Origin of the sequence: Paenibacillus luteus, from assembly GCF_006542765.1 — a bacterium.
Lineage (GTDB): Bacteria > Bacillota > Bacilli > Paenibacillales > Paenibacillaceae > Pristimantibacillus > Pristimantibacillus luteus.
Map to the genome: position 1 here is coordinate 241565 of NZ_SKCD01000066.1, position 23564 is coordinate 265128.

20 protein-coding genes and 1 other annotated feature are annotated in these 23564 nt (G+C 46.5%); of the genes, 14 read left to right on the forward strand and 6 right to left on the reverse strand.

All coding sequences use genetic code 11. The features are described 5' to 3' along the window. Positions 1-91 precede the first annotated feature (91 nt). The 4 genes from E0496_RS31425 (at position 92) to E0496_RS31440 (ending at position 3542) form a co-directional block, all read left to right on the forward strand. Entirely contained in the window at positions 92-475 is a 384-nt protein-coding gene (locus E0496_RS31425; protein WP_338325888.1) for a hypothetical protein, read from the forward strand. 521 nt (positions 476-996) lie between these two features. After that, entirely contained in the window at positions 997-1626 is a 630-nt protein-coding gene (locus E0496_RS31430; protein WP_141505900.1) for a YHYH domain-containing protein, read from the forward strand. A 207-nt stretch (positions 1627-1833) separates the two neighbouring features. Beyond that, a complete protein-coding gene (gene ccpA, locus E0496_RS31435) occupies positions 1834-2838 on the forward strand; it encodes a catabolite control protein A (RefSeq protein ID WP_141505901.1) in 1005 nt (334 codons plus the stop codon). A 5-nt stretch (positions 2839-2843) separates the two neighbouring features. Continuing rightward, positions 2844-3542 carry a 5'-methylthioadenosine/adenosylhomocysteine nucleosidase gene (locus tag E0496_RS31440; protein WP_141505902.1) on the forward strand — a complete coding sequence of 233 codons (699 nt, stop codon included), beginning with the start codon at positions 2844-2846 and terminating at the stop codon, positions 3540-3542. Between the two features lie 69 nt (positions 3543-3611). On the opposite strand, the gene E0496_RS31445 is transcribed toward E0496_RS31440, so the two are convergent. Next, a complete protein-coding gene (locus E0496_RS31445) occupies positions 3612-4790 on the reverse strand; it encodes an acetoin utilization protein AcuC (RefSeq protein ID WP_141505903.1) in 1179 nt (392 codons plus the stop codon). A gap of 155 nt (positions 4791-4945) precedes the next feature. Then, positions 4946-5581, reverse strand: a complete 636-nt coding sequence (locus tag E0496_RS31450) for a GNAT family N-acetyltransferase (RefSeq protein WP_277755899.1) — start codon at positions 5579-5581, stop codon at positions 4946-4948. A gap of 244 nt (positions 5582-5825) precedes the next feature. Here E0496_RS31450 and acsA point away from each other — a divergent pair, with 244 nt between their 5' ends. Then, positions 5826-7550: an acetate--CoA ligase gene (acsA, locus tag E0496_RS31455; RefSeq protein ID WP_141505904.1), complete on the forward strand. Its 1725-nt coding sequence runs from the start codon at positions 5826-5828 to the stop codon at positions 7548-7550. An 80-nt stretch (positions 7551-7630) separates the two neighbouring features. Here acsA and E0496_RS31460 read toward each other — a convergent pair whose 3' ends face one another. Further along, positions 7631-8014, reverse strand: coding sequence for a VOC family protein (locus E0496_RS31460; protein WP_141505905.1), 384 nt, complete (start codon positions 8012-8014; stop codon positions 7631-7633). A gap of 227 nt (positions 8015-8241) precedes the next feature. On the opposite strand from E0496_RS31460, the gene E0496_RS31465 reads away from it, so the two are divergent. Beyond that, positions 8242-9201, forward strand: a complete 960-nt coding sequence (locus E0496_RS31465) for an aldo/keto reductase (RefSeq protein WP_141505906.1) — start codon at positions 8242-8244, stop codon at positions 9199-9201. 76 nt (positions 9202-9277) lie between these two features. Here E0496_RS31465 and E0496_RS31470 read toward each other — a convergent pair whose 3' ends face one another. Continuing rightward, positions 9278-12394, reverse strand: coding sequence for a transglycosylase domain-containing protein (locus tag E0496_RS31470; protein ID WP_241675052.1), 3117 nt, complete (start codon positions 12392-12394; stop codon positions 9278-9280). A 117-nt stretch (positions 12395-12511) separates the two neighbouring features. Beyond that, positions 12512-12818: a binding site (T-box leader), on the forward strand. Between the two features lie 57 nt (positions 12819-12875). Between E0496_RS31470 and tyrS the strand changes: the two genes are divergently transcribed. From tyrS to E0496_RS31485, 3 genes are all read left to right on the forward strand, one after another. Next, entirely contained in the window at positions 12876-14129 is a 1254-nt protein-coding gene (tyrS, locus tag E0496_RS31475; RefSeq protein WP_175598147.1) for a tyrosine--tRNA ligase, read from the forward strand. 131 nt (positions 14130-14260) lie between these two features. Beyond that, entirely contained in the window at positions 14261-14791 is a 531-nt protein-coding gene (locus E0496_RS31480) for an NfeD family membrane protein (RefSeq protein WP_175598137.1), read from the forward strand. Positions 14792-14818: 27 nt separating this feature from the next. After that, the gene (locus tag E0496_RS31485) at positions 14819-16363 is read left to right on the forward strand and encodes a flotillin family protein (RefSeq protein WP_141505909.1); all 1545 of its coding nucleotides are present in this window, start codon (positions 14819-14821) and stop codon (positions 16361-16363) included. Between the two features lie 150 nt (positions 16364-16513). Here E0496_RS31485 and rpsD read toward each other — a convergent pair whose 3' ends face one another. Next, positions 16514-17116: a 30S ribosomal protein S4 gene (gene rpsD / locus E0496_RS31490; RefSeq protein WP_139998120.1), complete on the reverse strand. Its 603-nt coding sequence runs from the start codon at positions 17114-17116 to the stop codon at positions 16514-16516. A 333-nt stretch (positions 17117-17449) separates the two neighbouring features. Between rpsD and E0496_RS31495 the strand changes: the two genes are divergently transcribed. From E0496_RS31495 to E0496_RS31515, 5 genes are all read left to right on the forward strand, one after another. Next, positions 17450-19420 (forward strand): sensor domain-containing diguanylate cyclase, encoded by a 1971-nt coding sequence (locus E0496_RS31495; RefSeq protein WP_241675053.1) that lies wholly within the window; start codon positions 17450-17452, stop codon positions 19418-19420. A gap of 126 nt (positions 19421-19546) precedes the next feature. After that, positions 19547-20284, forward strand: a complete 738-nt coding sequence (locus E0496_RS31500) for a hypothetical protein (protein WP_141505910.1) — start codon at positions 19547-19549, stop codon at positions 20282-20284. A gap of 48 nt (positions 20285-20332) precedes the next feature. Further along, positions 20333-21448, forward strand: a complete 1116-nt coding sequence (locus tag E0496_RS31505; protein ID WP_141505911.1) for an aminopeptidase — start codon at positions 20333-20335, stop codon at positions 21446-21448. A 138-nt stretch (positions 21449-21586) separates the two neighbouring features. Next, positions 21587-21829: an HPr family phosphocarrier protein gene (locus E0496_RS31510; protein WP_139998126.1), complete on the forward strand. Its 243-nt coding sequence runs from the start codon at positions 21587-21589 to the stop codon at positions 21827-21829. A 139-nt stretch (positions 21830-21968) separates the two neighbouring features. Continuing rightward, positions 21969-22256: an Fpa/YlaN family protein gene (locus E0496_RS31515; protein ID WP_141505912.1), complete on the forward strand. Its 288-nt coding sequence runs from the start codon at positions 21969-21971 to the stop codon at positions 22254-22256. Positions 22257-22369: 113 nt separating this feature from the next. On the opposite strand, the gene cax is transcribed toward E0496_RS31515, so the two are convergent. Further along, the gene (cax, locus tag E0496_RS31520) at positions 22370-23428 is read right to left on the reverse strand and encodes a calcium/proton exchanger (RefSeq protein ID WP_141505913.1); all 1059 of its coding nucleotides are present in this window, start codon (positions 23426-23428) and stop codon (positions 22370-22372) included. Positions 23429-23564: the final 136 nt, after the last annotated feature.

The window sequence follows — 23564 nt, forward strand, 5'->3', positions numbered from 1 at the left end:
ATTGTAACTCTGAAAGCAATGCTTAGCGGCGTTGGCTGCTACTAAGAAGGAGTGGACCACTTTGCATAAACGGTGTCATTGTGGTGACATCATGAAGATGAAACTGCGCACAGTCATTTATTCGGGTAAGGTCGAAATCGACAACGTACCTATTTTTTCCTGCACATCCTGCAATAGAAGCGAAGTGTTCCCGGAAGTGAAGCCGGATTTAACCGGATTAATTGCTCAGCTAGGAGCAAAGCCGGATAAACAGACATTTCTTTTTAACGAATGCAATGAATGGGCCAACTTGCTGGTTGAAGCGAAGGCAGAGAAGCTGAAGACAGATCAACCTGCTTTTGAGAGTATGATTGAGCAGAGAATTAACCAACTGCTTGATCTCTATTTGCTTGCTCAAACGCTTAACGATGAGGCTTGGATTTTGGATTTGAAAAAGAGGCTGGAGCAAATCAGCCGACGTACGCTGCTTACATAGCTGCCCAGACACTAGCAATCATTAAACGGCAGCAGAAGGAAGCAAGTAAGTTGGATGCTTGCCTTGTTTTATGGCATGACTTATCTCTTTTTAAGGATTAGTGGGGGAGCAATAGGGCTAGGAATTAAAGCAAAGCGATCGTTCCGAGGGTGTATACCGGGAGCGGTCGCTTTTTTTCAAACATAGGACTTTATATGTTTGACGTGATAAGGTATTCTTCTATTATTACAAGAAACGGATCCCCTCCTCTTGAAGAGGACGAGGAAGCCGTTTCACCTTCACGTATAGGAAAGTATAGGAGTTTGCTCACACTTTCTCTACATATTTCGCAGAAACGATGGCGTGTACAGAAAGGACGCCGTCAGGCGTACTACTTATGCGTTTCGAAATTTTTTAAAAATAGTTCATTTTTCCTACTCTATGGTCGATAAGTAACATAAAAAGATAGCGTTGTATTAGGAGGTAAGATATGCTAGGTTAATCAACGAGATAGACATAGAAATGTAAATCAGGAGGCTTATATGAAAAAACAGGTTGTATCTTTCCTTTGTTCTGTACTTATCTTATCATCAATTTTGCCAGCATCCGCACTTGCTCATTCCGGGCGCACGGACAGCAGCGGGGGGCATAACTGCTCTGAGAAATCGAAGGCAAAGGGATTGTGCACAGGCTATCACTATCACAATGGAGGCTCTAGCAGTTCCGGTTCTTCCAGCTCTTCCTCTAGCTCCTCGGGCTCTTCTAGTTCATCAAGCTCCAGCTCGTCCAGCTCTGCTGCCAAAGCGGTACCAAGTGCACCGGCACATAAATTTCTCAATCTTAATTTCTACTATAATGACAAGCAGCAGAAGCTTAACAAAAAGCTTGTCAGTTTAAAGGATACGACTTACGTTTCCGTGCGGGATTTTTCGACGATTTTTGGATTCGGGCTGGAGACGGACCAAGCAGAGAACATTATTTTGAAAAAAGATAAAAAGGCAATTAAAATCGAACATTCCAGCAATAAGATCTATTTGGATGGTAGCTTTACTGACGTGAAAGCGATTAAGATTGAGGGATCCTATTATATACCACTGCGTTCTGCGGTTAAATGGGGAAATGCAAAAATAGTTTCCATCGATAATTCCAGCCTTTATGTTGCATCGAACTAACGGGATAAGGCTTGCTTCAACAAGCGAAATCAGCTGACAGTGCATTTATTTGCTTGATTGTTCAGCATTTATGAAAACGAATGAAAACCTTGATAGTTCTGGGTTTGTGCTCTGTTAAGCTTTGCGTTGCCTCCCCCTTTATGCTATGATTACGTTAATATGTGGCGTTCGTAATTTAAAAAATCTGAGCTAATGGAGAGAACCACTGTGACGGTAACCATTTATGATGTAGCAAGAGAAGCAGGAGTGTCGATGGCTACGGTTTCCCGGGTTGTAAACAACAATCCTAACGTGAAACCAGCAACGCGCAAGAAAGTATATGAAGCAATAGAGCGACTAGGGTATCGTCCGAATGCTGTAGCAAGAGGCTTGGCAAGTAAGAAAACAACAACGGTAGGCGTAGTCATCCCCGATATTTCAAATGCTATTTTTGCAGAAGTAGCGCGGGGCATTGAAGATATTGCGAATATGTATCATTATAATATCATTTTGTGTAACGCGGATAAGAAAAAAGACAAAGAAATCCGCGTTATTAACACGCTTTTGGAGAAACAAGTCGATGGTTTGCTATTCATGGGCGGTGCCGTAACCGAAGAGCATTTGCAGGCTTTTAAAACAGCGAATGTTCCAATCGTGCTTTGCGCGACTTCTGATGAGAGCGGACAAATCCCATCTGTTGATATCAATCACGAGGATGCGGCTTTCGATGCTGTGCAGAAGCTGCTTGTCCAAGGCCACAAACGGATTGCTATGATCAGCGGAACGCTGCAGGACCCTTCCAATGGATTTGCTCGGTTCCAAGGCTACAAGCGTGCGCTAGAGAGCGCAGGCATACCTTACGATGAGTCATTAGTACGAATCGGCAACTATCGCTATGAGTCTGGTGCCGAAGCGATGAAATACTTTATTGAGCTGGACGAGCGTCCTTCAGCAGTCTTTTCTGCAACCGATGAAATGGCGATTGGCGCGATTCACAGCATTCAGGATTCCGGGTTGAAGGTACCTGAGGATATTTCGGTAATAAGCGTAGATAACAGCCGTATGGCCTCGATGGTTCGTCCACAGCTTACAGCTGTTGCTCAGCCTATGTATGATATCGGTGCCGTTTCTATGCGTTTGCTGACAAAGCTGATGAAAAAAGAAAATGTAGAACAATCCAAAGTAGTACTGCCGCATGAAATTGTTATGCGTCAATCGGTTGGAGGAGTATAAAGGATATGTCGTTTAACAAAATAGGAATTATTGGCGCTATGGCGGAAGAAATTGAACTGCTGCATGAGCATGTTGAAGTAGCGTCGGAGACGACAAAGGCAGGCATTACCTATTTTGAAGGTACGCTTCATGGCAAGTCAGTCATCTATTGCAAATCGGGCGTAGGCAAAGTCAACGCTGCAGTCTGTACACAAATTCTAATTGATCTTGGTGCAGATTCTGTGTTGTTTACCGGTGTTGCGGGTGCGGTAGATCCACAGTTGAACATTGGAGATATTGTCGTGTCTACAAGCTGCATTCAGCATGATATGGATTGTTCACCGCTTGGATTTGCGCGTGGAACGATTCCTTTTCATCCGAAATCCGAATTTTTTGCTGATGAGCGTCTAGTCGAGCTTGCCTCTGATGCTAGCACAAGACTTTTTTCCGGACGAAGTTTGAAAGGTAAAGTGCTGTCGGGAGACCAATTCATCGCGAGCCGCGATACGGTAAAGCTCCTTCATGAAACGCTGGAGGGCGCATGTGCCGAAATGGAAGGCGCTTCGGTCGCTCATGTATGTGATATGAATGAAATTCCGTTTGTGATTATTCGTTCAATGTCAGATAAGGCAGACGGATCAGCGCACGTGAACTTCTCGGAGTTTACCGTAACGGCATCGAACCATTCGTACCAAATTATTGATGATATTGTTCAGCATATTTGATTGTTGTTAGGAATGAAGAGAACCAGCTGCGATGCTTTCATCGCAGCTGGTTCTCTTTTTACTTTCGAGCTATAAATCTTGTATGACAATATGCTGCATGGCTCTATTTTTATTCGTTATTTCGGTGCGTCTGGGCATCGGCTCGATGTCCGCCGGATCGTCCATCCATTTCAAGGGTAGCTGATGTGGGCTCTTTGTCGACCAGCGGCTGAGCCAACGATCGGGAAGCATCGCTTCTTCTCCTTTGGCAATAGCCTTTGCAAGTGGATGGTCAGTCATTGTAAGCCATACCAGTGACCAGGCTCTAGGCACAACTCTGAAAATATCATAGCCGCCGCCTCCAAGCGCAACCCACCGTCCATTCGTATACTGATGAGCGAGCTCATGGAGAATGGCAGGGATTTCAGCATAAATCTTCATGCTACAATGAATGTGGGATAATGGATCGTAGGCGTGCGCGTCGCAGCCATGTTGGCTTATGATGACATCCGGCTGAAAAGAGGCAATCACTTTGCGCAGCGTGACGTTGAAGCTCTCCAGCCAAGAATCATCTTCTGTATAGGGCTCTAACGGCATATTAAAGCATGCGCCAAAACCGTGATCTACGCCTTTTTCATGGACGTATCCGGTACCTGGAAATAGAAATTTTCCAGTTTCATGAATGGAATACGTGCACACGTTTGGATCATCGTAAAAAATCCATTGAACACCGTCTCCATGATGCACATCCGTATCAATATAGAGCACCTTGGCGCCATATGATTGGCGAATATGCTTAATAGCTACTGCAGCATCGTTATACACACAAAAACCAGATGCGCGATCAGGAAAGGCATGGTGGAGTCCACCGGCAATATGGTAGGCATGATGGGCACGTCCTGTCATAACGGCGTCGGCGGCGGCCACAGAGCCGCTGACAATGGTCATTGCTGCTTGGTGCATGCCCGCAAAGTAAGGAGTATCCTCTGTATGAAGACCGAACTGTTGGGCGAGTATACTGTTATCATCAGCATTCACGTCTTCGCTTAGTTGCTTGACCGCTGATAAATAGTCGGTTCGATGTACGAGTGAGAGCAATTCTTCTTCCGTAAAAGAGGAGGGATCCTCGATCTGCTCGTCAGTTAGTGCGTTGACTTCCTTAAGCAAGTCAACGGTAAGCGTAATTCGGAGAGGATCAAAAGGGTGCTCCTCACCAAATTTATAACCGCTGGAACCGTTATGATGTATAAAAATAGCATCTGAAGCCATCCCTATCCTCCTAAAGGTTTGCGAAGCAAACCATCTTCGTAAGCATGTGCTTAGGTTTGCGAAGCAAACCATCTTCGTAAGCATGAGCTTAGGTTTGCGAAGCAAACCAACTTCGTAAGCATAAGCTTGGGTTTGCCAAGCGAACCCAAATAACTCTAATACATAAAGCGCTGCCGGAAGCGTACAGTGTCGAAATACTCTACCGAGCTCAGCGGAACTTCCTTGCCAATGCGAACCATAAGGCAATTTGCTGGGTGGGAGCAGATTTCAGGATCATCCGTGGCAAACCAGACCATGCCGACAGCTTCCATTAACCGCTCCATCATTTTGCGATACTCCCATACATTAAGCTTCGTGCCTTCCAAATCCCAGTGCCAATAATATTCCGTCGTAAAGACAATCATGTTCTCTAATTGCTCATCTGCAAATGCGAGCTCAATCATCCGCTTGCCGAGACCACAACCGCGATACTCATCGGCTACCTCAATAGCACCAAGCTCAATTAAGTCTGTCATGCCGCCTTCCGACCAGCGTTCAAGCTCATCGGCATAGTGAAAGGTAACATAACCAACAATGATGTCTCCATCGCGTGCCAAAATAATTCTGCCTTCCGGCAATCCGGCGATTTCTACAAGCGCTTCATGCTGCTCAGGGGGCCTGCGGAAGGCGTCCAGTGCTTTGTTCATGGTCATTTGCGCTAGTCTTTCGGGAGGGACGGGGCCTTCTAAAATAAGCTCACGACTTGCGTCTAGGGAAAGCTGCTCTCGCTGCAAGCGCTTTCGATGTTCCAAGGCTGAACCTCCTTTGCTGTTCGACTGCTGCCTGCACTCGAACCTCTATTACTCTTTATATCAAACATTTGAGAAAATGAAAAGCGTAGTCGAATAGAAAAGAGTTATGCTATAATGTGTTTGGCGGTTTAAAACCATGGGATGCGCAAGAGGGATGTCGGCTTGTTTGCCTCAAACGACGACTCTTTTTTGTAAGCGTATTCTAAAAATATGCGACATACAGATTTGATGGGAGAGTGATAGTATGATCAACCTACATCAAGAAAGAATTCCAGCTACGGCAACAAACCCGAATTTACCTAATTATGAAGAAGCAGTGGAATCGTTTGACTGGCAACAAATCGAGAGTCAGTTTAGCTGGCATACAACCGGGAAAGTGAATATGGCTTATGAAGCCATCGATCGTCATGTTGAACTTGGCAAAGGCGACAAAGTGGCCTTGTACTACAGTGACAGTGAACGGGATGAATCCTACACTTTTGCCGATCTAAGCAAGCAATCCAATCGGTTCGCCAACGTTTTACGCAAATTAGGCATTACGAAGGGCGAGCGGGTATTTATTTTTATGCCTCGAACGCCAGAGCTTTATTTTAGCGCCCTTGGCGCATTGAAGGTAGGGGCGGTTGTTGGGCCTTTATTTGAAGCGTTTATGGAGACTGCTGTGAAGGACAGGTTGCAAGATAGTGAGGCAACTGCCATTATTACGACACCAGCATTGTTCAAACGGATTAAGCGAGATGAGCTTCCGAATTTGAAACATGTGATTGTATTTGGCAAGGACGTGCCTGACGAAGCAGGCGTGATCAATTTTGCGGAAGAGATGGCTGCTTCATCGGATGAAGCGGATATTGAATGGCTCGATCGTGAAGACGGTCTTATTTTACACTATACATCAGGTTCTACGGGGAAGCCAAAGGGTGTCTACCATGTGCAAAATGCAATGGTACAGCATTTGTACACAGGCCAGGTTGTGCTCGACCTGAAAGAGAATGATATTTACTGGTGTACAGCTGACCCAGGCTGGGTTACGGGTACTTCATATGGTATTTTTGGTCCATGGCTAAATGGCGCAACGAATGTCATACGCGGGGGACGTTTCAGTCCTAGCGACTGGTACAGCGTCATTCAAAAATACAGTGTAACCGTTTGGTACAGCGCACCAACCGCGTTCCGCATGCTTATGGGTGCGGGTGACGATATCTCCCAGCAGTTCAACCTGTCCAGCTTGCGGCATGTATTAAGCGTCGGCGAGCCTCTGAATCCGGAGGTTGTACGTTGGGGCTTGAAGGTGTATGGTCAACGAATTCACGATACATGGTGGATGACGGAAACCGGAGGCCAACTCATCTGCAACTACCCTAGCATGGATATTAAACCTGGATCTATGGGAAAACCTTTACCTGGCATAAAAGCAGCCATTATCGATGACAGCGGTAATGAAGTACCGCCTTATCGTATGGGGAATCTGGCCATTCAGACTCCTTGGCCATCGATGATGCGCAAGGTGTGGAATAACCCGTCCAAGTATGAGGAGTATTTTTATCTCAAAGGCTGGTATATCTCAGGAGATTCAGCGTATATGGATGAGGACGGATATTTCTGGTTCCAGGGGCGCATAGATGATGTCATTAACACAGCAGGAGAGCGCGTAGGGCCGTTTGAGGTCGAGAGCAAGCTTGTTGAGCATCCAGCAGTGGCAGAGGCAGGCGTAATCGGTAAGCCAGATCCGATGCGCGGAGAAATCATTAAAGCGTTTATTGCGCTTCGTGAAGGCTATGAAGCATCCGATGAACTGAAGCAGGAAATTTCCCAGTTTGTAAAAGTGGGCTTATCCGCTCATGCGGCTCCTAGAGAAATCGAATTCAAGGATAAGCTTCCGAAGACGCGCAGCGGAAAAATCATGCGACGAGTACTTAAAGCATGGGAGCTGAATCTGCCAACGGGAGATTTGTCTACGATTGAAGATTAATGAACTCATGAATAAGCAAAAAATAGTAGAAGAGAGGATGGCTCCCGTGGGAGTCATCCTCTCTTTTTTGACAACAGGGCTTAACGCTGAAACAATTCAACCCATTCACCTTCCGGCCCGCTTACAAAAAAATAACGATACCCATTCGGAAGCGTTGTAATTTCATCATCCAAGAATACAACCTCAAGCTGTTTCAATCGACTAAATTCAGCTTCAATATCACTAACAGAAACCGCAAAATGATGAACCTTTCCTTCTGTTGGAAGGTTGTCGTTATAACCTCCGATCAGTTCCAGCTCGGTTTCGTCAGAATGTCCAAAGCCTAAGAAGGCAAGCTCGATGATGCCGTTCGTATGAGGAATTCGCCCTTTCAACTCAAATCCGATGATATTGGTGTAGAAGGCGATGGAAGCCTCCATATCTTGAACCATAATGCCCACGTGATCAATACGCTTTCTTGTCATTGAAGGATAGTCCTTTCTCTACTAGGTTTATTAACGTTTATTTGTTGTTTATCAATGTTTTCTATCATAAGGAGAAGGAAATTAGCTGTCAAGTAGGAATTATCGGATTATCTAGAGCACTTCATTGATTTCTGGAAAAAATGGGTTGACAATTGTCGATACGGATTTATAATGGGAATAGTTCCGAGTATTTTGGTAGGAATTATTGGATAAAGGAGGTTTACTTATTGGAAAAGCGTCAATTAGGCAATAGTGAGCTATATCCTTCCGTTATTGGGTTCGGTTCTTGGGCAGCCGGCTTGTCTGGCTGGGGAGAAGTTGATCATAACCAAATTGAGAAAGTCGTTCAGCGCGCTTATGAATTAGGGATAACCTTTTTTGATACAGCTCCTGCTTATGGGCTTGGACGTTCCGAGGAAGTGCTTGGCAAGGCGTTACAGCCTTTCCGAGAGCATATTATTATTGCAACCAAAGCAGGATTGGTATGGAATGAGCAAGGCCGATTTAGTATAAACGTAACGAAGCAGAATATCGTTCGCGAGGTAGAAGAGAGCTTGCGGCGCTTAAATACGGATTATATTGATTTGTATCAGCTTAATTTCCCGGATTCCAGTGGGAAAACAACAGTCGAAGAAACGTTTGATACGTTAAATGAATTGGTGAAACAAGGGAAAATCCGTTATATAGGCGTATCGAATTTTAATGTGCAGCAGCTAGTAGCTGCACAAACTGTTAGCCATGTTGTATCGCTGCAATCACCCTATAATTTGTTCCAGCGGGATGTGGAGCATGCGGCTTTGCCGTACGCCAAGCAGCAGAAAATAGGGTTTATTCCTTATAGTCCGTTGGCGCAAGGGCTGTTGACCGGCAAATTCAATTATTTAACCAGGCTCCCGGAAACGGATGTCCGAGCACAGTTGAATCCGTTATTTTCCGAAAAGCAATTTGTTAAAAATCTTGTTATTGTTGAAACCTTTACCGGCATTGCCCGTGCCATTGGCAAGCCGCTGAGCCAGGTTGCGATTAATTGGCTGCTGTACAGAAATGAAATTTCTACGGTGATTGCAGGAGCCAAAACGGCTAAACAGGTGGAGGAAAACGCCGCTTCCATAAAGTGGAAGCTGTCTAGAGAGGATTATGAGCAAGTGAGTCGATTATTTGAGACGGATTCCTCTTATGTGATATAAGGCTTGGGTTCAAAAAAAAGGCAGCAGCCTCGGAAGAGGCTGCTGCCTTTTTGATTAATATTTTACCTAATGCGGATTAACTCACGGTTTGCTTTGAAGATGGAGCTGACTCGCCGTTTACGTTCTCCGATGTCACATAGAAGGCTCCTGTGATCAATGGAGCCACATACTCAAAGCTTGTTTCGGAAGTGGACCCGATTTTTGTATATTTGCCATCGTTATTTTGGCTGTAGTACACATGATATTGGGTTACCTGATCAGATACGCTATTAGACGACCAGGTTAAGCGTACGCTGAGATCGGATTTCGCTGCTTTTACGCCAGTTGGTGCAGAGGGAGCTGACGTTGCTCCAGTCTCATTGCCTGATCCGTTCCCACTGCCATTTCCGCTACCGTTATTCCCGCCTCCGTTGCCGTTATTACCATTATCGCCACCCGCTGGTGGATCTGGCACGACTGGAGTGCTGCCATACTGCATCAATTGGCTTGGCGCCGATTCCTTGCCGGCCACGTCGACAGCAGTTACATAAAAGGTTTGGGAGCCCGATGCGTATAGTTTCATACGCTTCTCAGCACCTAAAATAATGGATTCGCCTTGCTTCTCATAGGTTCCCTGACTTGTCGACTTGTAGACGCGGTATCCGACAACGTCTTTGGCCGAACTGTCATTAAAGGTTAAGATGAGCGCTCCATCTGTTGATTGCAGCTTCACAATGGAAGGAGGCGGCGGTGCTGCTCCGTCATCGACCCTTGGATCATTTTTCGAAGGGGCATTGTTCTCTGCATCTGCTGGCAAGTAGACCTCAAGTGCTCGGCGGCTGCTTGCAGGAAGCTTCGACTGTGCTGTCTTAATCTCATCCATCAGTTCATCAAGCGGCTTCTTCCGCTTAATCACGATTTTTTCTTTCACCATGTCACTTGGCGTCGCAGGATTTGGTACATAATTGACGCCTTCGTAGGTGATATATGCCATCTTAACAAGGGCATCATCGGCTTTCTTCGGAATATATTTTTTATTGAACCAGTCGGTTACCATCATACCGGCCTCTTTGGTCAACTTGCTTGGAAGTAAACCGCTGGCACTGGAGACTGTTGCTTTAACGATGCCTTCAGGGCGCTCGAATTTGTCAGTGACGAACATCTCCGGCTTTGTCTCGACCAATTTGTTCATAATAAGGGCCCATATGGAACGCGCTCTTGCTTTACCTTCCTCGGACAAGGAGTTGACTTGCTCCTCATAACCTGCCCACACACCCAGTGTCACGTCCGGCGAGAAGCCCATAAACCAAACATCACCATAGCTTTGCGTTGATCCCGTTTTTCCTGCAATTGGAATTTCGCCATACTTGTCGAATTGCTTCTTCAGCTTGTTGGCGGAACCGTTGCTGGCGGAAATAACCGTTGAAAGCATATCGGTCATTAGGAAAGCCGTTTGCTCCGAAAATACTTGCTTTGGCTCTACTTTATGCTCGTATACGATCTTGCCGTTGGCATCCGTAATTTTAGATATCATATAGGCATCATTGAAAACACCTTTGTTAGGAATAGCTCCGTAAGCATTCGTAAGTTCCTCTACGGATACCCCGATGCTTAATCCGCCAATTACGCCAGTTTGCGCATAAGCATCCTCGGGTTGAAGGGTCGTAATGCCAAGCTTTTTGACAAAGCTCCAGGCATTTTCAATTTTAACCTCTTCATTGAATATTTTCAGAGCTGGAAGATTCAATGAACGATTTAAAGCTTCACGGGCAGTTACAAGACCAGCGAATTTTCGGTTGACGTTCATTGGAATATGGAAGCCCTTTTGACCATCCTTCAGTACCATTGGCGCATCATCGATGATGCTGGCTGGCTGGATGATGCCCATGTCGATCGCTGGAAGATAAGCGGCCAATGTTTTCATGGTTGAACCTGGCTGTCTCGTCATCTGGGTCGCGTAATTAAGCTGCTCCTCATAGAAGTCGCGCCCTTCTAGCATTCCGACGATCGCGCCGGTTTTGTGATCCAGCATAACGGCTGCAATCTGTTCTAAGCCTTTCTTCTCGCTGAAAGGGGAGAAGTTATCGGCATTGGTCCCGATTTCGCGCATCAGCTGATAAATATCCTTGTCGATCGTCGTATAGACATGATAACCGCCGCGAAGCAGATGCTCGCGAGCCTCTTCGATGAGAGGAGCGTTTTCTTTTTTTCGTAGATCGGCTTTCGTTAAAGTGCTATCTTGCTGCATCAGCATAATTTCCGCTGCTTGCCGCTCAGATTCGAGCATTAAATAAGGATAAGTAGTATAGGCCTTCTCAGACGGCTCGGCAAGCGTTTTACGAATATCGAATTTGAGAGCTTCGTCGTATTCTAGCTGAGTGATACGGCCAGTCTCGAACATTCTCTTCAGGACCGTCCGCTGACGGCCTAAAGCAAGGTCAAAGCCAGCTTGATTGAATTGTCCTTTGCCCGTAAACGCGGTATACGCAGAAGGACGCTGCGGAAGCCCCGCTAAATAGGCGGATTGGGCTAAATTCAGTTGGTTAAGATCGGAAATGTTAAATATGCCTTTGGCAGCAGCTTTAATTCCGAACAGATTATAGCCGGTTGAACCGTTGCCAAACGGCACTTTATTCAAATAAGCGGCCAAAATCTCTTTTTTCGTCAAATACCGTTCCATCCGCAGCGATAAGAAAATCTCCTTGATTTTGCGGCTATCGGTTTTGTCCAAACTGAGAAACACGCGCCGTGCGAGCTGCTGCGTCAGTGTGCTGCCCCCGGTCTGCGTATCTTCATTTAGCAGCTTCTGCTTGACGGCACGGCCAAGCCCGTTGATGTCTACGCCTTTATGCTCGAAAAAATTGTTGTCTTCAATACCAAGCACGGCATTGATGACTTGTGGCGGTAGATCATCATATGTAATGATCATCCGGTCTTCAGAGGTTCTTAGCTGCCCGACAAGAGAATCGTCATTGAAGTATACAAAGCCGGTTATTGCATTTTCCCCAACTTTTTCTTCAATAACGGTTCGTGGTCTTATTTCTTCGTTTTTCACGAGTGCTGCCACATAGCCGGTCACAGCGCCTCCGGCAAGCAAACCGATGAAGATTCCGAAATATACCATCCATTTTACTGTTATAAAAGTTACAATTCCGAAAGTACGCCACTTGCTTCGTTTGACTGGCGTCGGTTTTTGTTCTTCTTGCATGTTCATGACTCCTCCTCCAAATAGCACACCTATTATAACATAAATCGCCAAAGTAACGCATTGTTTAACAACAATTGACTTCGATAGAACCCTATGGTATAACTTCAATTAATGTTTCATCTAATCAAAGCTATGAAGGGCACGAGTAGACAGCGAATCGTCATTGCAGAGAGCCGGTGGTTGCTGAGAACCGGTATGCGCCGCTTGTTGAATTACCGCCTGGAGCTAAGTGAAGGAACCGTATGCTCTGTTTATCAGTTGTAGTCCAGCCATGGCTAGAAGCCAGTGGACCGCTGAATGAGCCGTAGTAGTTCACTTCGGAGACCGTCTCCGTTATCAACAACGAAGTGAGAGCGACGTCTTTTTTGTCTAAAAGGCAGGCGTGCTCTAACGAGGGTGGTACCGCGAGCTAATCCTTCTCGTCCCTTGGGGCTGGAAGGATTTTTTATGTCTATATAGACGCATACGGAGGAGGAAAAGTTTTATGGTGAAGTGGGAAAGTTTATCGCAGGAGCAGCAGTCAGAGGTGGAACGCCAGCTATCGGTTATTCGGCGCGGCGTTGTGGAGATCGTACCGGAGGAAGAATTGAAAAATAAAATAGCGAATGCTGTTGCAACAGGAAAGCCTCTTAAGGTCAAGCTGGGTCTTGATCCTTCAGCGCCGGATATTCATATCGGGCATACCGTTGTCTTGCATAAGCTGCGGCAATTTCAGGAGTTTGGCCATGAGGTGCAGCTTTTGATCGGTGATTTTACCGGAAGGATCGGTGATCCGACAGGGAAGTCAGAGACGCGGAAGCAGCTGACGGAAGAAGATGTGAAACGGAACGCGGAAACCTACCAGACGCAAATTTACAAAATATTGGACCCGAACAAAACAAAACTTTACTACAATTCGGAATGGCTGGCACCTCTTAATTTTGCGGATGTCGTCAACCTGGCTGCGAAATTAACGGTCGCACGCATGATGGAGCGTGACGATTTTACCAAGCGCTATACGACCGGCTTGCCGATCAGCGTTCATGAATTTTTCTACCCGCTTATGCAGGGCTACGATTCCGTTGCACTGGAATCGGACGTAGAGCTCGGAGGAACGGATCAGAAGTTCAACCTGCTTATGGGCAGAACCCTGCAGAAGGAATACGGCAAACCGGCACAAGTTGCTATTATGACACCGCTGATAGAAGGCTTGGACGGCGTCAATAAAATGAGCAAGAGCCTAGGTAATTACATTGGCATCGATGAGGAACCGAATCAGATCTATGGGAAGTCGATGTCCATTCCTGATGAGCTTATGTTCAAGTACTACGAGCTGGCCACCGATTTGAGCAATGAAGAGCTTGCCGGATTGAAATTCGGCCTGGAAGACGGCAGCGTTCACCCGAGGGATGCCAAAATGCAGCTGGCCGCAACATTCGTTCGGATGTATCACGGGGAAGAAGCTGCGAAAGCAGCCGAAAACCATTTTATTACCGTTTTTCAGCAGCGTGCGCTTCCTGAAGACATTGAAGAGGTCGCAGTGCCGCAAGGTGAGCTTAATCACGGACAAATACGCATTGTAAGGCTTCTTACTTTGCTAGGCTTGCAGCCGACGAGCAGTGAAGCAAGGCGAAGCGTTCAGCAGGGTGCTGTGCGTATTAATGAAGAAAAAATAACGGATGTTAATGCGGAAGTTGCTCCAAAGGACGGGGATGTCCTTCAGGTAGGCAAGCGCAAATTTGTAAAACTTATATTGGCATAGTCGCTCTAAATAAACTTGTTGAATTAATATCATTCAACAAGTTTTCTTTTTTTGGAAACAAAATCCCAATTCAAACGTATTAAATAACGGAAGCACTAACAGGTTCTGGATACTATGAGAGGAGGATGAAGTTGGAGACACTATTTATGTCATGTCTAGTCGGAGGAATTCTTTACGCGCTCGTGAGTGTGATTTTTGGGGATTGGCTGGGGCAGGCGCTGGACGGTGCGCTCGATTTTCTATCGTTAGACGGTCATTCATGGCTGTCACCGACTGCCCTTGTGGGGGGGATTACCGTCTTTGGCGGTGCTGGCCTTATGCTTCAGCGGTACACAAGCTTCGGCGTGCTGCCCGTTCTCATTATGGCTTTGCTCATTGCGCTTATTGCGGGAACTGCAGTATTTTTTCTCTATATTAAGCCGATGGAGCAGAGCGAGAATTCCATTGCTTTCTCCATGCATGGACTATCGGGGATGATGGCGGATGTGCTTACGCCCATTCCTGCCGCAGGCTATGGGGAAGTGATGGTCAAGGTCGGAGCAGGCTTCACGAATCAAATCGCGGCTAGCTTCGATGGTGTGGATATCGCTGGCGGATCAAAGGTCGTCGTCGTGGAGGTCAAAGATAGTACGCTTTATGTTTCAGAGATCAATCTATCCTAATACATGCAGCCGAGAGGAGAAATGTCTATGCCGGAATATCTAATTATACCTACGATCGTAGTTGGGGTGCTTATTGTCCTTGGTCTTGCCTTTTGGGCACGCTATAAGACCGTTAGTCCTGATGAGGCGATGCTCGTCACAGGCTCGTTTCTAGGCACACGGAATGCAAGCACGGACGAATCAGGACGCAAAGTCAAAATTATTCGAGGCGGAGGGGCGTTCATTCTTCCGATTTTCCAAAAAGCAGAGTTTCTTTCACTGTTATCCCATAAGCTGGATGTATCCACGCCGGAGGTTTACACAGAGCAGGGCGTACCGGTTATGGCAGACGGGGTCGCGATTATCAAAATAGGCGGAGCCGTTGAAGATGTCGCGACTGCTGCAGAGCAATTCCTAGGCAAGCCAACAGAAGCGCTGAAGGGCGAAGCGCAGGAGGTACTTGAAGGCCATTTGCGGGCCATTCTCGGTTCCATGACCGTGGAAGAGGTATACCGTAACCGAGATAAGTTTGCGCAAGAGGTGCAGGGAGTAGCCGCTAAGGATTTGAAAAAAATGGGGCTGCAGATCGTTTCCTTTACCATCAAGGATTTACGTGACAAGCATGGATACTTAGATGCGTTAGGTAAGCCTCGTATTGCTGCAGTAAAGCGTGATGCCGAGATCGCAGAAGCTGAGGCTGTGCGTGACGCCCGTATTCAGAAAGCGCTTGCTTCAGAGGCGGGACAGAAAGCTGAGCTCGTACGCGATACGAATATCGCCGAAGCAGAGAAAGAGAAAGAAATGAAGGTTGCTTCCTTCAAACGCGATCAGGATACGGCGAAAGCCGAAGCGGATCAGGCTTATTCGATTCAGGAAGCCCGTGCCAAGCAAAGCGTGGTTGAGGAGCAGATGAAGGTAGAGCTCGTGCGCAAAGAGCGTGAGATTGATCTCGAAGGAAAAGAAATTTTACGTAGAGAGAAGCAGTATGACGCAGAGGTGAAGAAAAAAGCGGATGCGGACCGTTACTCGATTGAACAAGCGGCAGAAGCGAACAAAGCGAAGCTCCTCCTGGAAGCAGATGCTTTGCAGTACCGGATTGAAGCCGAAGCAAAGGCGCATGCGGCACAGAAGAGGCTGGATGGTCTTGCTGTAGCAGAGGCGGAGAAAGCGAAGGGTACGGCCGAGGCTGAGGTTATCCGCCTGAGAGGTTTAGCGGAAGCGGAGGCGAAGGAGAAGCTCGCGGAAGCTTTCGAAAAATTCGGAGAGGCTGCGATACTGGATATTATCGTGAAGATGCTACCGGAGCTTGCGGGCAAGATTTCGGAACCGCTTAGCAATATCGATAAAATTACGGTTGTGGACACCGGAAACGGGGAGGGCGCTGCAAGGTTAAGCAATTATGTAACTTCACTAATGTCCACGGCACCGGAAATGCTGAAGAGCGTATCGGGAATTGATGTTAATGCCCTTATTAAAGGTTTAACGACAAAAGCAATAAGCGCGCCTGCGGTTAGCAATAAAGCATTAGATATCGTTGCAGCCCCAGTCACCCCAATTCATTCGGTTGCACCTAAGCTCCCTGACCTATCGTAACTCTTGTTCACAAGCGTATACGACTGTTACCGTCTTCTGGCGGCAACAGTTCGTTACACTGTGAAATATATGACTCTCCTTATATGAAGAACCTGTAAATTCTTATAAAAAAAACCCCTCGAACCGGCCGGTTCAAGGGGTTTTTCAATATTAACGGCTGTAGAATTCGACGATTTGTTTCTCGTCGATATCTTGGGAAAGCTCACCGCGGTCAGGCAGGCGAAGGAATTTACCTTCTAGTGCTTGATCGTTGAACTCAAGGTAGTTCGGAAGGTGATGACGGCCTTCCATAGCTTCTTTAATTGTTCTAAGGCTGCGGCTGCGCTCGCGCAAACCGATTACATCGCCTAGCGAAACGCTGTAAGAAGCGATATCCACTTTCTTGCCGTTTACAGTTACGTGACCGTGTGATACCAATTGACGTGCTCCTGCACGTGAGTTGGAAAGGCCAAGACGGTAAACAAGGTTGTCAAGACGGCTTTCAAGGAGGCCCATGAAGTTTTCACCGGCTTTACCTTTCATTTTTGCCGCTTTGTCAAACAAGTTGCGGAATTGTTTTTCATTCAAACCGTACATATGACGAAGCTTTTGTTTCTCTTGCAATTGAACGCCATAGCCGCTCAGTTTTTTGCGTTGGTTAGGTCCGTGTTGACCTGGTGGAAATGCGCGTTTTGCAAGTTCTTTACCTGTGCCGCTCAAAGAGATTCCAAGGCGACGGCTTAGTTTAAATTTAGGTCCTGTATAACGTGACATACGTAATATTAACTCCTTCATCAAATAAATTTGTGAATGGGGTTGTGTTTCGCCGAATACGTTCAACGTCCGAGCATGCTCGTCCCTGCAAGGCTAGTCAGCCGCTGGCCTGCAGCGAACGTATTTCATGAGGGTGACACAAAACCGTACGCCCATCTATTCATCAATAAATAATATATGAAATCGATAGGCGTTGTCAAGGTTCATACACGAAAATTAATCCAATACCATTAGCATCTAAAGTCCTATATTTTATAGAGTTGGTAGTGCAAAATTCTCAAAAATGAAGTATGATGTTTTTAAATATTAAGCGAAAATGGGAAGCTCATCTCCATGGTTGACAGATGGAAGGGTTGGGGCTGCATGGTTGATCGAATGAAAAGCAATTTTGCATATCGTAAAACGTCATCAATTGTGGATACATCAGCAGAATCACAACCAGTTTGGTTTGGTAATGAAGATATTAGCGATGCAGACGAGCCCATGCTGAAACCTTTGCTTATGGAAGGCTTTAATCAATGGGTGAATGAAACCGGTCTACCCTTGTTCGAGGCTGGCGAGTTTGCGTTATTCAATAGAGCTGGGGAAGAGATTGCTGCAGCAGGCGCGTTGAATGAAGACAAACGAAGCGCATACACCGATTCGCTTGCTGCACTGATCCATGAGGTAACGAGCAGTGGAGAGGCGCGTTCAGAAACTGCTGCGAATATGTCACTAACAGCATATCCACTCTATAGAAGAAAAGATAAGGCTGTATTTTGCATATTCGTCTATGTAACGCGGGTGGAGTCTTCTATTGAACTGCCGATCCTGGAAATGTGCGCTCTGCATTTTAAATCCTGCTTTTATCACCAATTCGAACAAATTTATGTGAAGGATCTACTCCTTCAGCAGGAGCGCGCAGAGAAGGAGGCTGACAGACGCGATGCTTTGTTCAAAGCAGCCAAACGGTTGTACGATCAAATCGACGTTTCCTCCGTACTCTCGGAACTGCTTCGCAGCATGGAGGATTTATATCCTAGCTCTGAGGTACACTTGTACTTGTCGCAGGATCATCTGAATGGCGATCCGCGCGTAAAGCCACTTATTTTCAAAAACGCGGAGCACGATCTTGTGGCCAAGGCATTCTTAAACGGAAAGTCTGTCACTGAGCACGACAGGGATGGAACACTGCGCCTTGCTGTACCTATGACAGGCAAGCAAGCTGCTTATGGCGTGTTGTGCATGTCTATCGGTCCCGGCAAATGGGATGAGGCAGACTTACCGGCGTTTTTGCTGCTGGCGGACACATCAGGCTCAGCCTTTGAGAATGCCAAGCTCTACGAGCAGTCAAACTTGCTCATTAACGAGCTTCGTTTAATAAATGAGCTCACGAAGCGTCTGAATCAATCGTTAAGGCTGAAGGAAATTTTTCAATTTGCAACGAGTGAGCTTTTGACCATATTTGATGCGGATTATTGCTGCGTTCTGCAGCTTAACAAAGTGAAAAATCAATTTGTCGTCATGTCGAGCAACTTCCCTGCCCTTACGAGCGAGGAATTTTCGCCTGATTATGGTTTTTGCGGTATGGTCTTCCGCACGCAGGAACCGCTTATTATTTCCGACTACTGGCATACACGTGTCGTCACTTCTAAGCTGATGGACAATACCAGCTCAAGGTCGCTGATTGCAGCACCGATCATGGTGGATGGGGAAGCGGTAGGTGTTATTCTGGTGACGCACAAGGCGCCTAATTTTTTCTCATACGAGAACTACAAGCTGCTTCAGGTCATGAGTACACACATTGGACTTGCCGTCACGAACGCTTCCTTGCACGCGGAGGTGCGCCGCATGGTGATTACTGATAATTTAACGGGTCTGCACGCGCGTCACTATCTAAATGAGCAAATCCAGAACAAGCAGCGCAAGGACCCATTTGGTTCACTTATTCTTGTGGATATTGACTTGTTCAAACGGGTAAACGACACTTATGGGCATCAAGTAGGCGACCGGATTCTAATTCAAGTGAGCGAGATCATTCGTGCTTCAATTAGACAAGGCGATATTGCAGCTCGGTGGGGCGGCGAGGAGCTTGCGGTTTATTTGCCTGGTATCAGGGCAGAGCAGGCTTATCGTATCGCAGAGCGCATCCGGGTACATGTGGAGAAGGAGACAGATCCTGTTGTTACGGTATCCTGCGGCGTCTCGGAGTGGACCTTTGAGGATGAGAAAATTAGCGTTGAGTCGTTATTTTACCGCGCTGACATGGCCTTGTATGAAGCCAAGCACAACGGAAGAAACTGCATTTTTGTCGGACAAACCTAATATAGCCATATCCCTTGAAGAAAAGGATGCCCATCGGCATCCTTTTCTTTTTTGTACCAACCAAGAATAAGGAGCTGTGAGGATAGGGACGATAGTATAGAAAAAGGTTGCGCGGGAGGTCTAAAGATGACACGAAAACGAGCCAAGGCAACAACCGTTCTTGTATTAGTCGTTATGCTGGCAATGGCGGGCTGCGGTAAAGTAGGTGAGAAGCGGTCACCAGAAGAATGGCTTTCCTTGTCCTACTCAGGGCTTGCTGCTACGGACCAATATGCGTTTACAGGGTCTATGAGCATTAAGACAGCAGCGGGGCTTGAGTTCAAACCTGAAATATTTGAAGGCAAGGTGGTGGACCATCAGCAGTTGACCTTACAGTCCGATGGCGAGGACCCGCTTCATTGGAATCCTGTACAAGTGCTGGAGGCGCTGAATAATGAGAATGACGCGGTTGCGATATCTGAAGGTCCCCACGAGCCCGGCACGATGATGCTGCTGGTTACAGAGCCTCCTCGTGTCTCTAAAGCGAGATGGGAAAAGCGGCTTCGGCTTCAGGTTGACCAGCTTGGGACAAATGGTCCTGCTCAGGATCATCCTGGTAGAGTGGAGTGGAGCAAGGAACTTGAGCGGTCCCGGCAGCAATTGGAAACGATGTTATCTACGATGCAGGCTGCTACGCAATATGAGCTGACGATCGATAGAGATCGGCTGCTCCCGCTAAAAATGGAGGAGAAGACCACGTTCATCTACAAGTATGCGAAGCAAGCGGTAACGGAGGAAAGATATACGACCGTCCGGTTTCAGTCCTTTAATGGTGCTTCCAGCAGCACTGTTCAACAATCGTTGAAACGTGGTACCATAAATTAGTTAACAAGTGCAGGTTATTTGTGAAAGATGGAAAGTGAGGTTATAACCATGCGTGATCCACGATTGCAAAAGTTGGCACAAAATTTAGTTGAGTATTCAATCGACGTTCAGCCTGGAGAAAATGTACTGCTTGACATGATCGGTTCAGAGAAAGAGTTGACCAAATGCTTAATAGAGGAGGTTGCGAAGCGCGGCGGGAGACCCTTTGTGGAGTCGAGCGATCGTTCCGTGCTCCGCACCTTATTGAAATATGCGACAAAGGAGCAAATGGAGCTTTGGTCGTCGCTGGATTTGGAGCGCATGAAAAACATGCAAGGCTATATCGCAGTCCGCTCGGGGGACAACGTCAATGAGCTCGCAGGCATTCCCGAGGCAAACATGCGTCTTTATGATCAACTATATCGTAATCCAGTACATATGGAGCAGCGCGTCAAAAAAACAAAATGGGTCATCTGTCGTTATCCGAATCCGTCAATGGCTCAGCTTGCGAACATGAGCACTGAAGCATTTGAGGATTTTTATTTTGATGTTTGTAATTTGGATTATGCGAAAATGGACAGGGCGATGGACCCGCTGCAGGCATTAATGAACAGGACGGATCGTGTCCGCATTGTTTCACCAGGAACCGATATAAGCTTTTCCATTAAAAATATCGGCTCCAAAAAATGCTCAGGACATCGGAATATTCCGGACGGTGAAGTCTTCTCAGCCCCTGTCCGCGACTCGGTGAACGGAACGATTTCCTATAACGCACCGAGCGTGTACTCCGGCGTAACCTTTCAAAACATTTCCCTTACATTCGAGAATGGCAAAATCATCAAGGCAGAGAGCAACGATACTGCCCGTTTGAACGAGATTCTCGATACGGATGAGGGTGCTCGCTACATTGGGGAGTTTGCGATTGGGTTTAATCCTCATATTTTGCACCCTATGAATGACATCCTGTTTGACGAGAAGATTGCGGGCAGCCTGCACTTCACGCCTGGCCAGGCATATGAGGAAACGGATAATAGCAATCGTTCCTCCATCCATTGGGATCTGGTGCTTATTCAGCGCCCGGAATACGGTGGCGGAGAAATTTACTTTGACGAAGTCCTTATCCGCAAAGACGGTGCATTTGTAATCGCAGAGCTGGAAGGCTTGAATGCGGAGAACTTAAAATAAGCGTTGATTTTGACCTCGTATTCTTATGTAATAAATGGAAAATAAAGCGTTTTTCATTTTTCCCCTTGCTCGATGTGAAAATTCAGGTTATCATGGTGACAAAGGTAAGCTTTACTAATTTAACTGGAGGGATCTCCCATGTCCAACAATGCAGCTATTGTAGAAATTTCCCAAACGGCTAGCCAATTCACTTCATCCATCGTTCTGCAAGCCGAGAGCAAATATATCGATGTAAAAAGCATTCTCGGACTATTTACAACACTGGTAGGCGGCCACGCCTATGAATTGCATGTACACGGCCCTGATGCCGAGGAAGCTAAGACAGCAATGAATAATGTATTCGCCAAGCATAACCTTAACGTTACGGTTATTACGGATTAGTAGCATTATATAATTATTGAATAAGCGTCCCTTCATATTTTGGAGGGGCGCTTTTCTGTTTTGACCTTGTATAATCCCTCTTTTTCGTCTAATATAAAAGGTATAGAAGACGGCGGATACGCGCACAGGGGGGAAAACGATGTCTTCACCGGAAATTACGGTACAATTGCATGAGAAAGCACTTCGTCTCCTTCAGGAAGATGCGAGTAAAATAGAAAAGCTAATCGAAGTCCAGATGGAAAATTTGACAACCCGTCAATGTCCACTGTATGAAGAAGTGCTGGATACGCAGATGTATGGCTTCTCGCGAGAGGTTGATTTTGCTGTTCGGGCTGGCTTGATTGCGGAGCTTGCAGGCAAGGAAATCGTAAGTAGACTAGAACGTAATTTGGCGATGTTATATGAAGCTTTGGAAAGAAAAGGATAGCCTCTTAACGGAGGCTGTTTTTTTTGCAAGCTTAACAAACAGGAAGAAAGAGCCATGCTGCTGCATGGCTCTTTCTGGCGTACGACGAAGCGAGTGACGATGTCGTACAGGAATTAAACAAGATAGAAAGCTATGCCGAGGATGATATAAACCATAATCAGCAGGAAACCTTCATACCAATTTGTTTGTCCATCACGTGAGACGGATTTAGCGATGAATACTGAAACGCCAATAGCGGTTAACTCGATAGGCGTGAAGACGATATCCATCGTGTTGCCAAACAATGCGCTGACAAGAATGAGTACCGGTGCTACGAACAAAGCGATCTGCAGACTGCTTCCGATGGCAATTTCGACAGCTGCGCCGATTTTGTTTTTCAAGGCGAGCATGACGGCTGCGCTGTGCTCTGCGGCGTTGCCGACGATCGCGATGACGAAGGCCCCTATAAACAGCTCAGATAGGCCAAATTTCTCGCTGAAGGCATCAAGCGTATGAACCAGCCATTCGCTGACAAAGGCCACCATAACCGTAGCCAGGACGAGAAATAGAATGGACCTGCCTTTGGTCCAGGCAGGCTCCTCGCCATGGTCGGCGTTCATGGTTTCGTCGGAGAGCATGTCCTTGTGCGTAATCATAGAGAAAATTAGCCATAGAATATAGGAGACGATCAAGATACCCGCAACAGCGAGGCTGAGGAATTGATCTTTCTCAAACGTAAACTTCTCCGATACGACGAACACGGCGGGTACGAACAAGCCGATGACAGCCATAATCATTAAGGTAGAATTGTGATCGGCTAGCCGGGCGTTAAAGCGCTGCTCTTTGTATTTGAGCCCTCCGAGCAGGATGCTGAGCCCCAGCACAAGCAAAAGGTTCCCGATGATGGCGCCAGTCAAGCTAGCTTTTACCATGTCAAATTGCTGCGCTTTGATCAAGAATATCGCTATAATCAGCTCAGCGGCATTGCCAAAGGTCGCATTAAGAAAACCGCCCAGCCGTTGGCCGGCATAGTGGGCAACGCTTTCGGTAGCTTTACCTAAGAAGCCTGCCACAAAAATAATGGCGATTGCGGAGATAATGAATTGCAGCGTGTTGTCCCAGTGAGCATAATGACCGATTCCACTGAGCGCAAACATAATAATCAATCCAGAGAAAAACAGTTTTTGATTCAAACCGAGCACCTCTTCGCAATATGCTGAAAACCTGACAATACTATATAGGATATCGTTACCTAAGTAAACATTCCCAAAGGCTGAATTTTTTAACCAAAATCCATCTTAATTGAGGGTGATTGTTTAAAAAAAGATT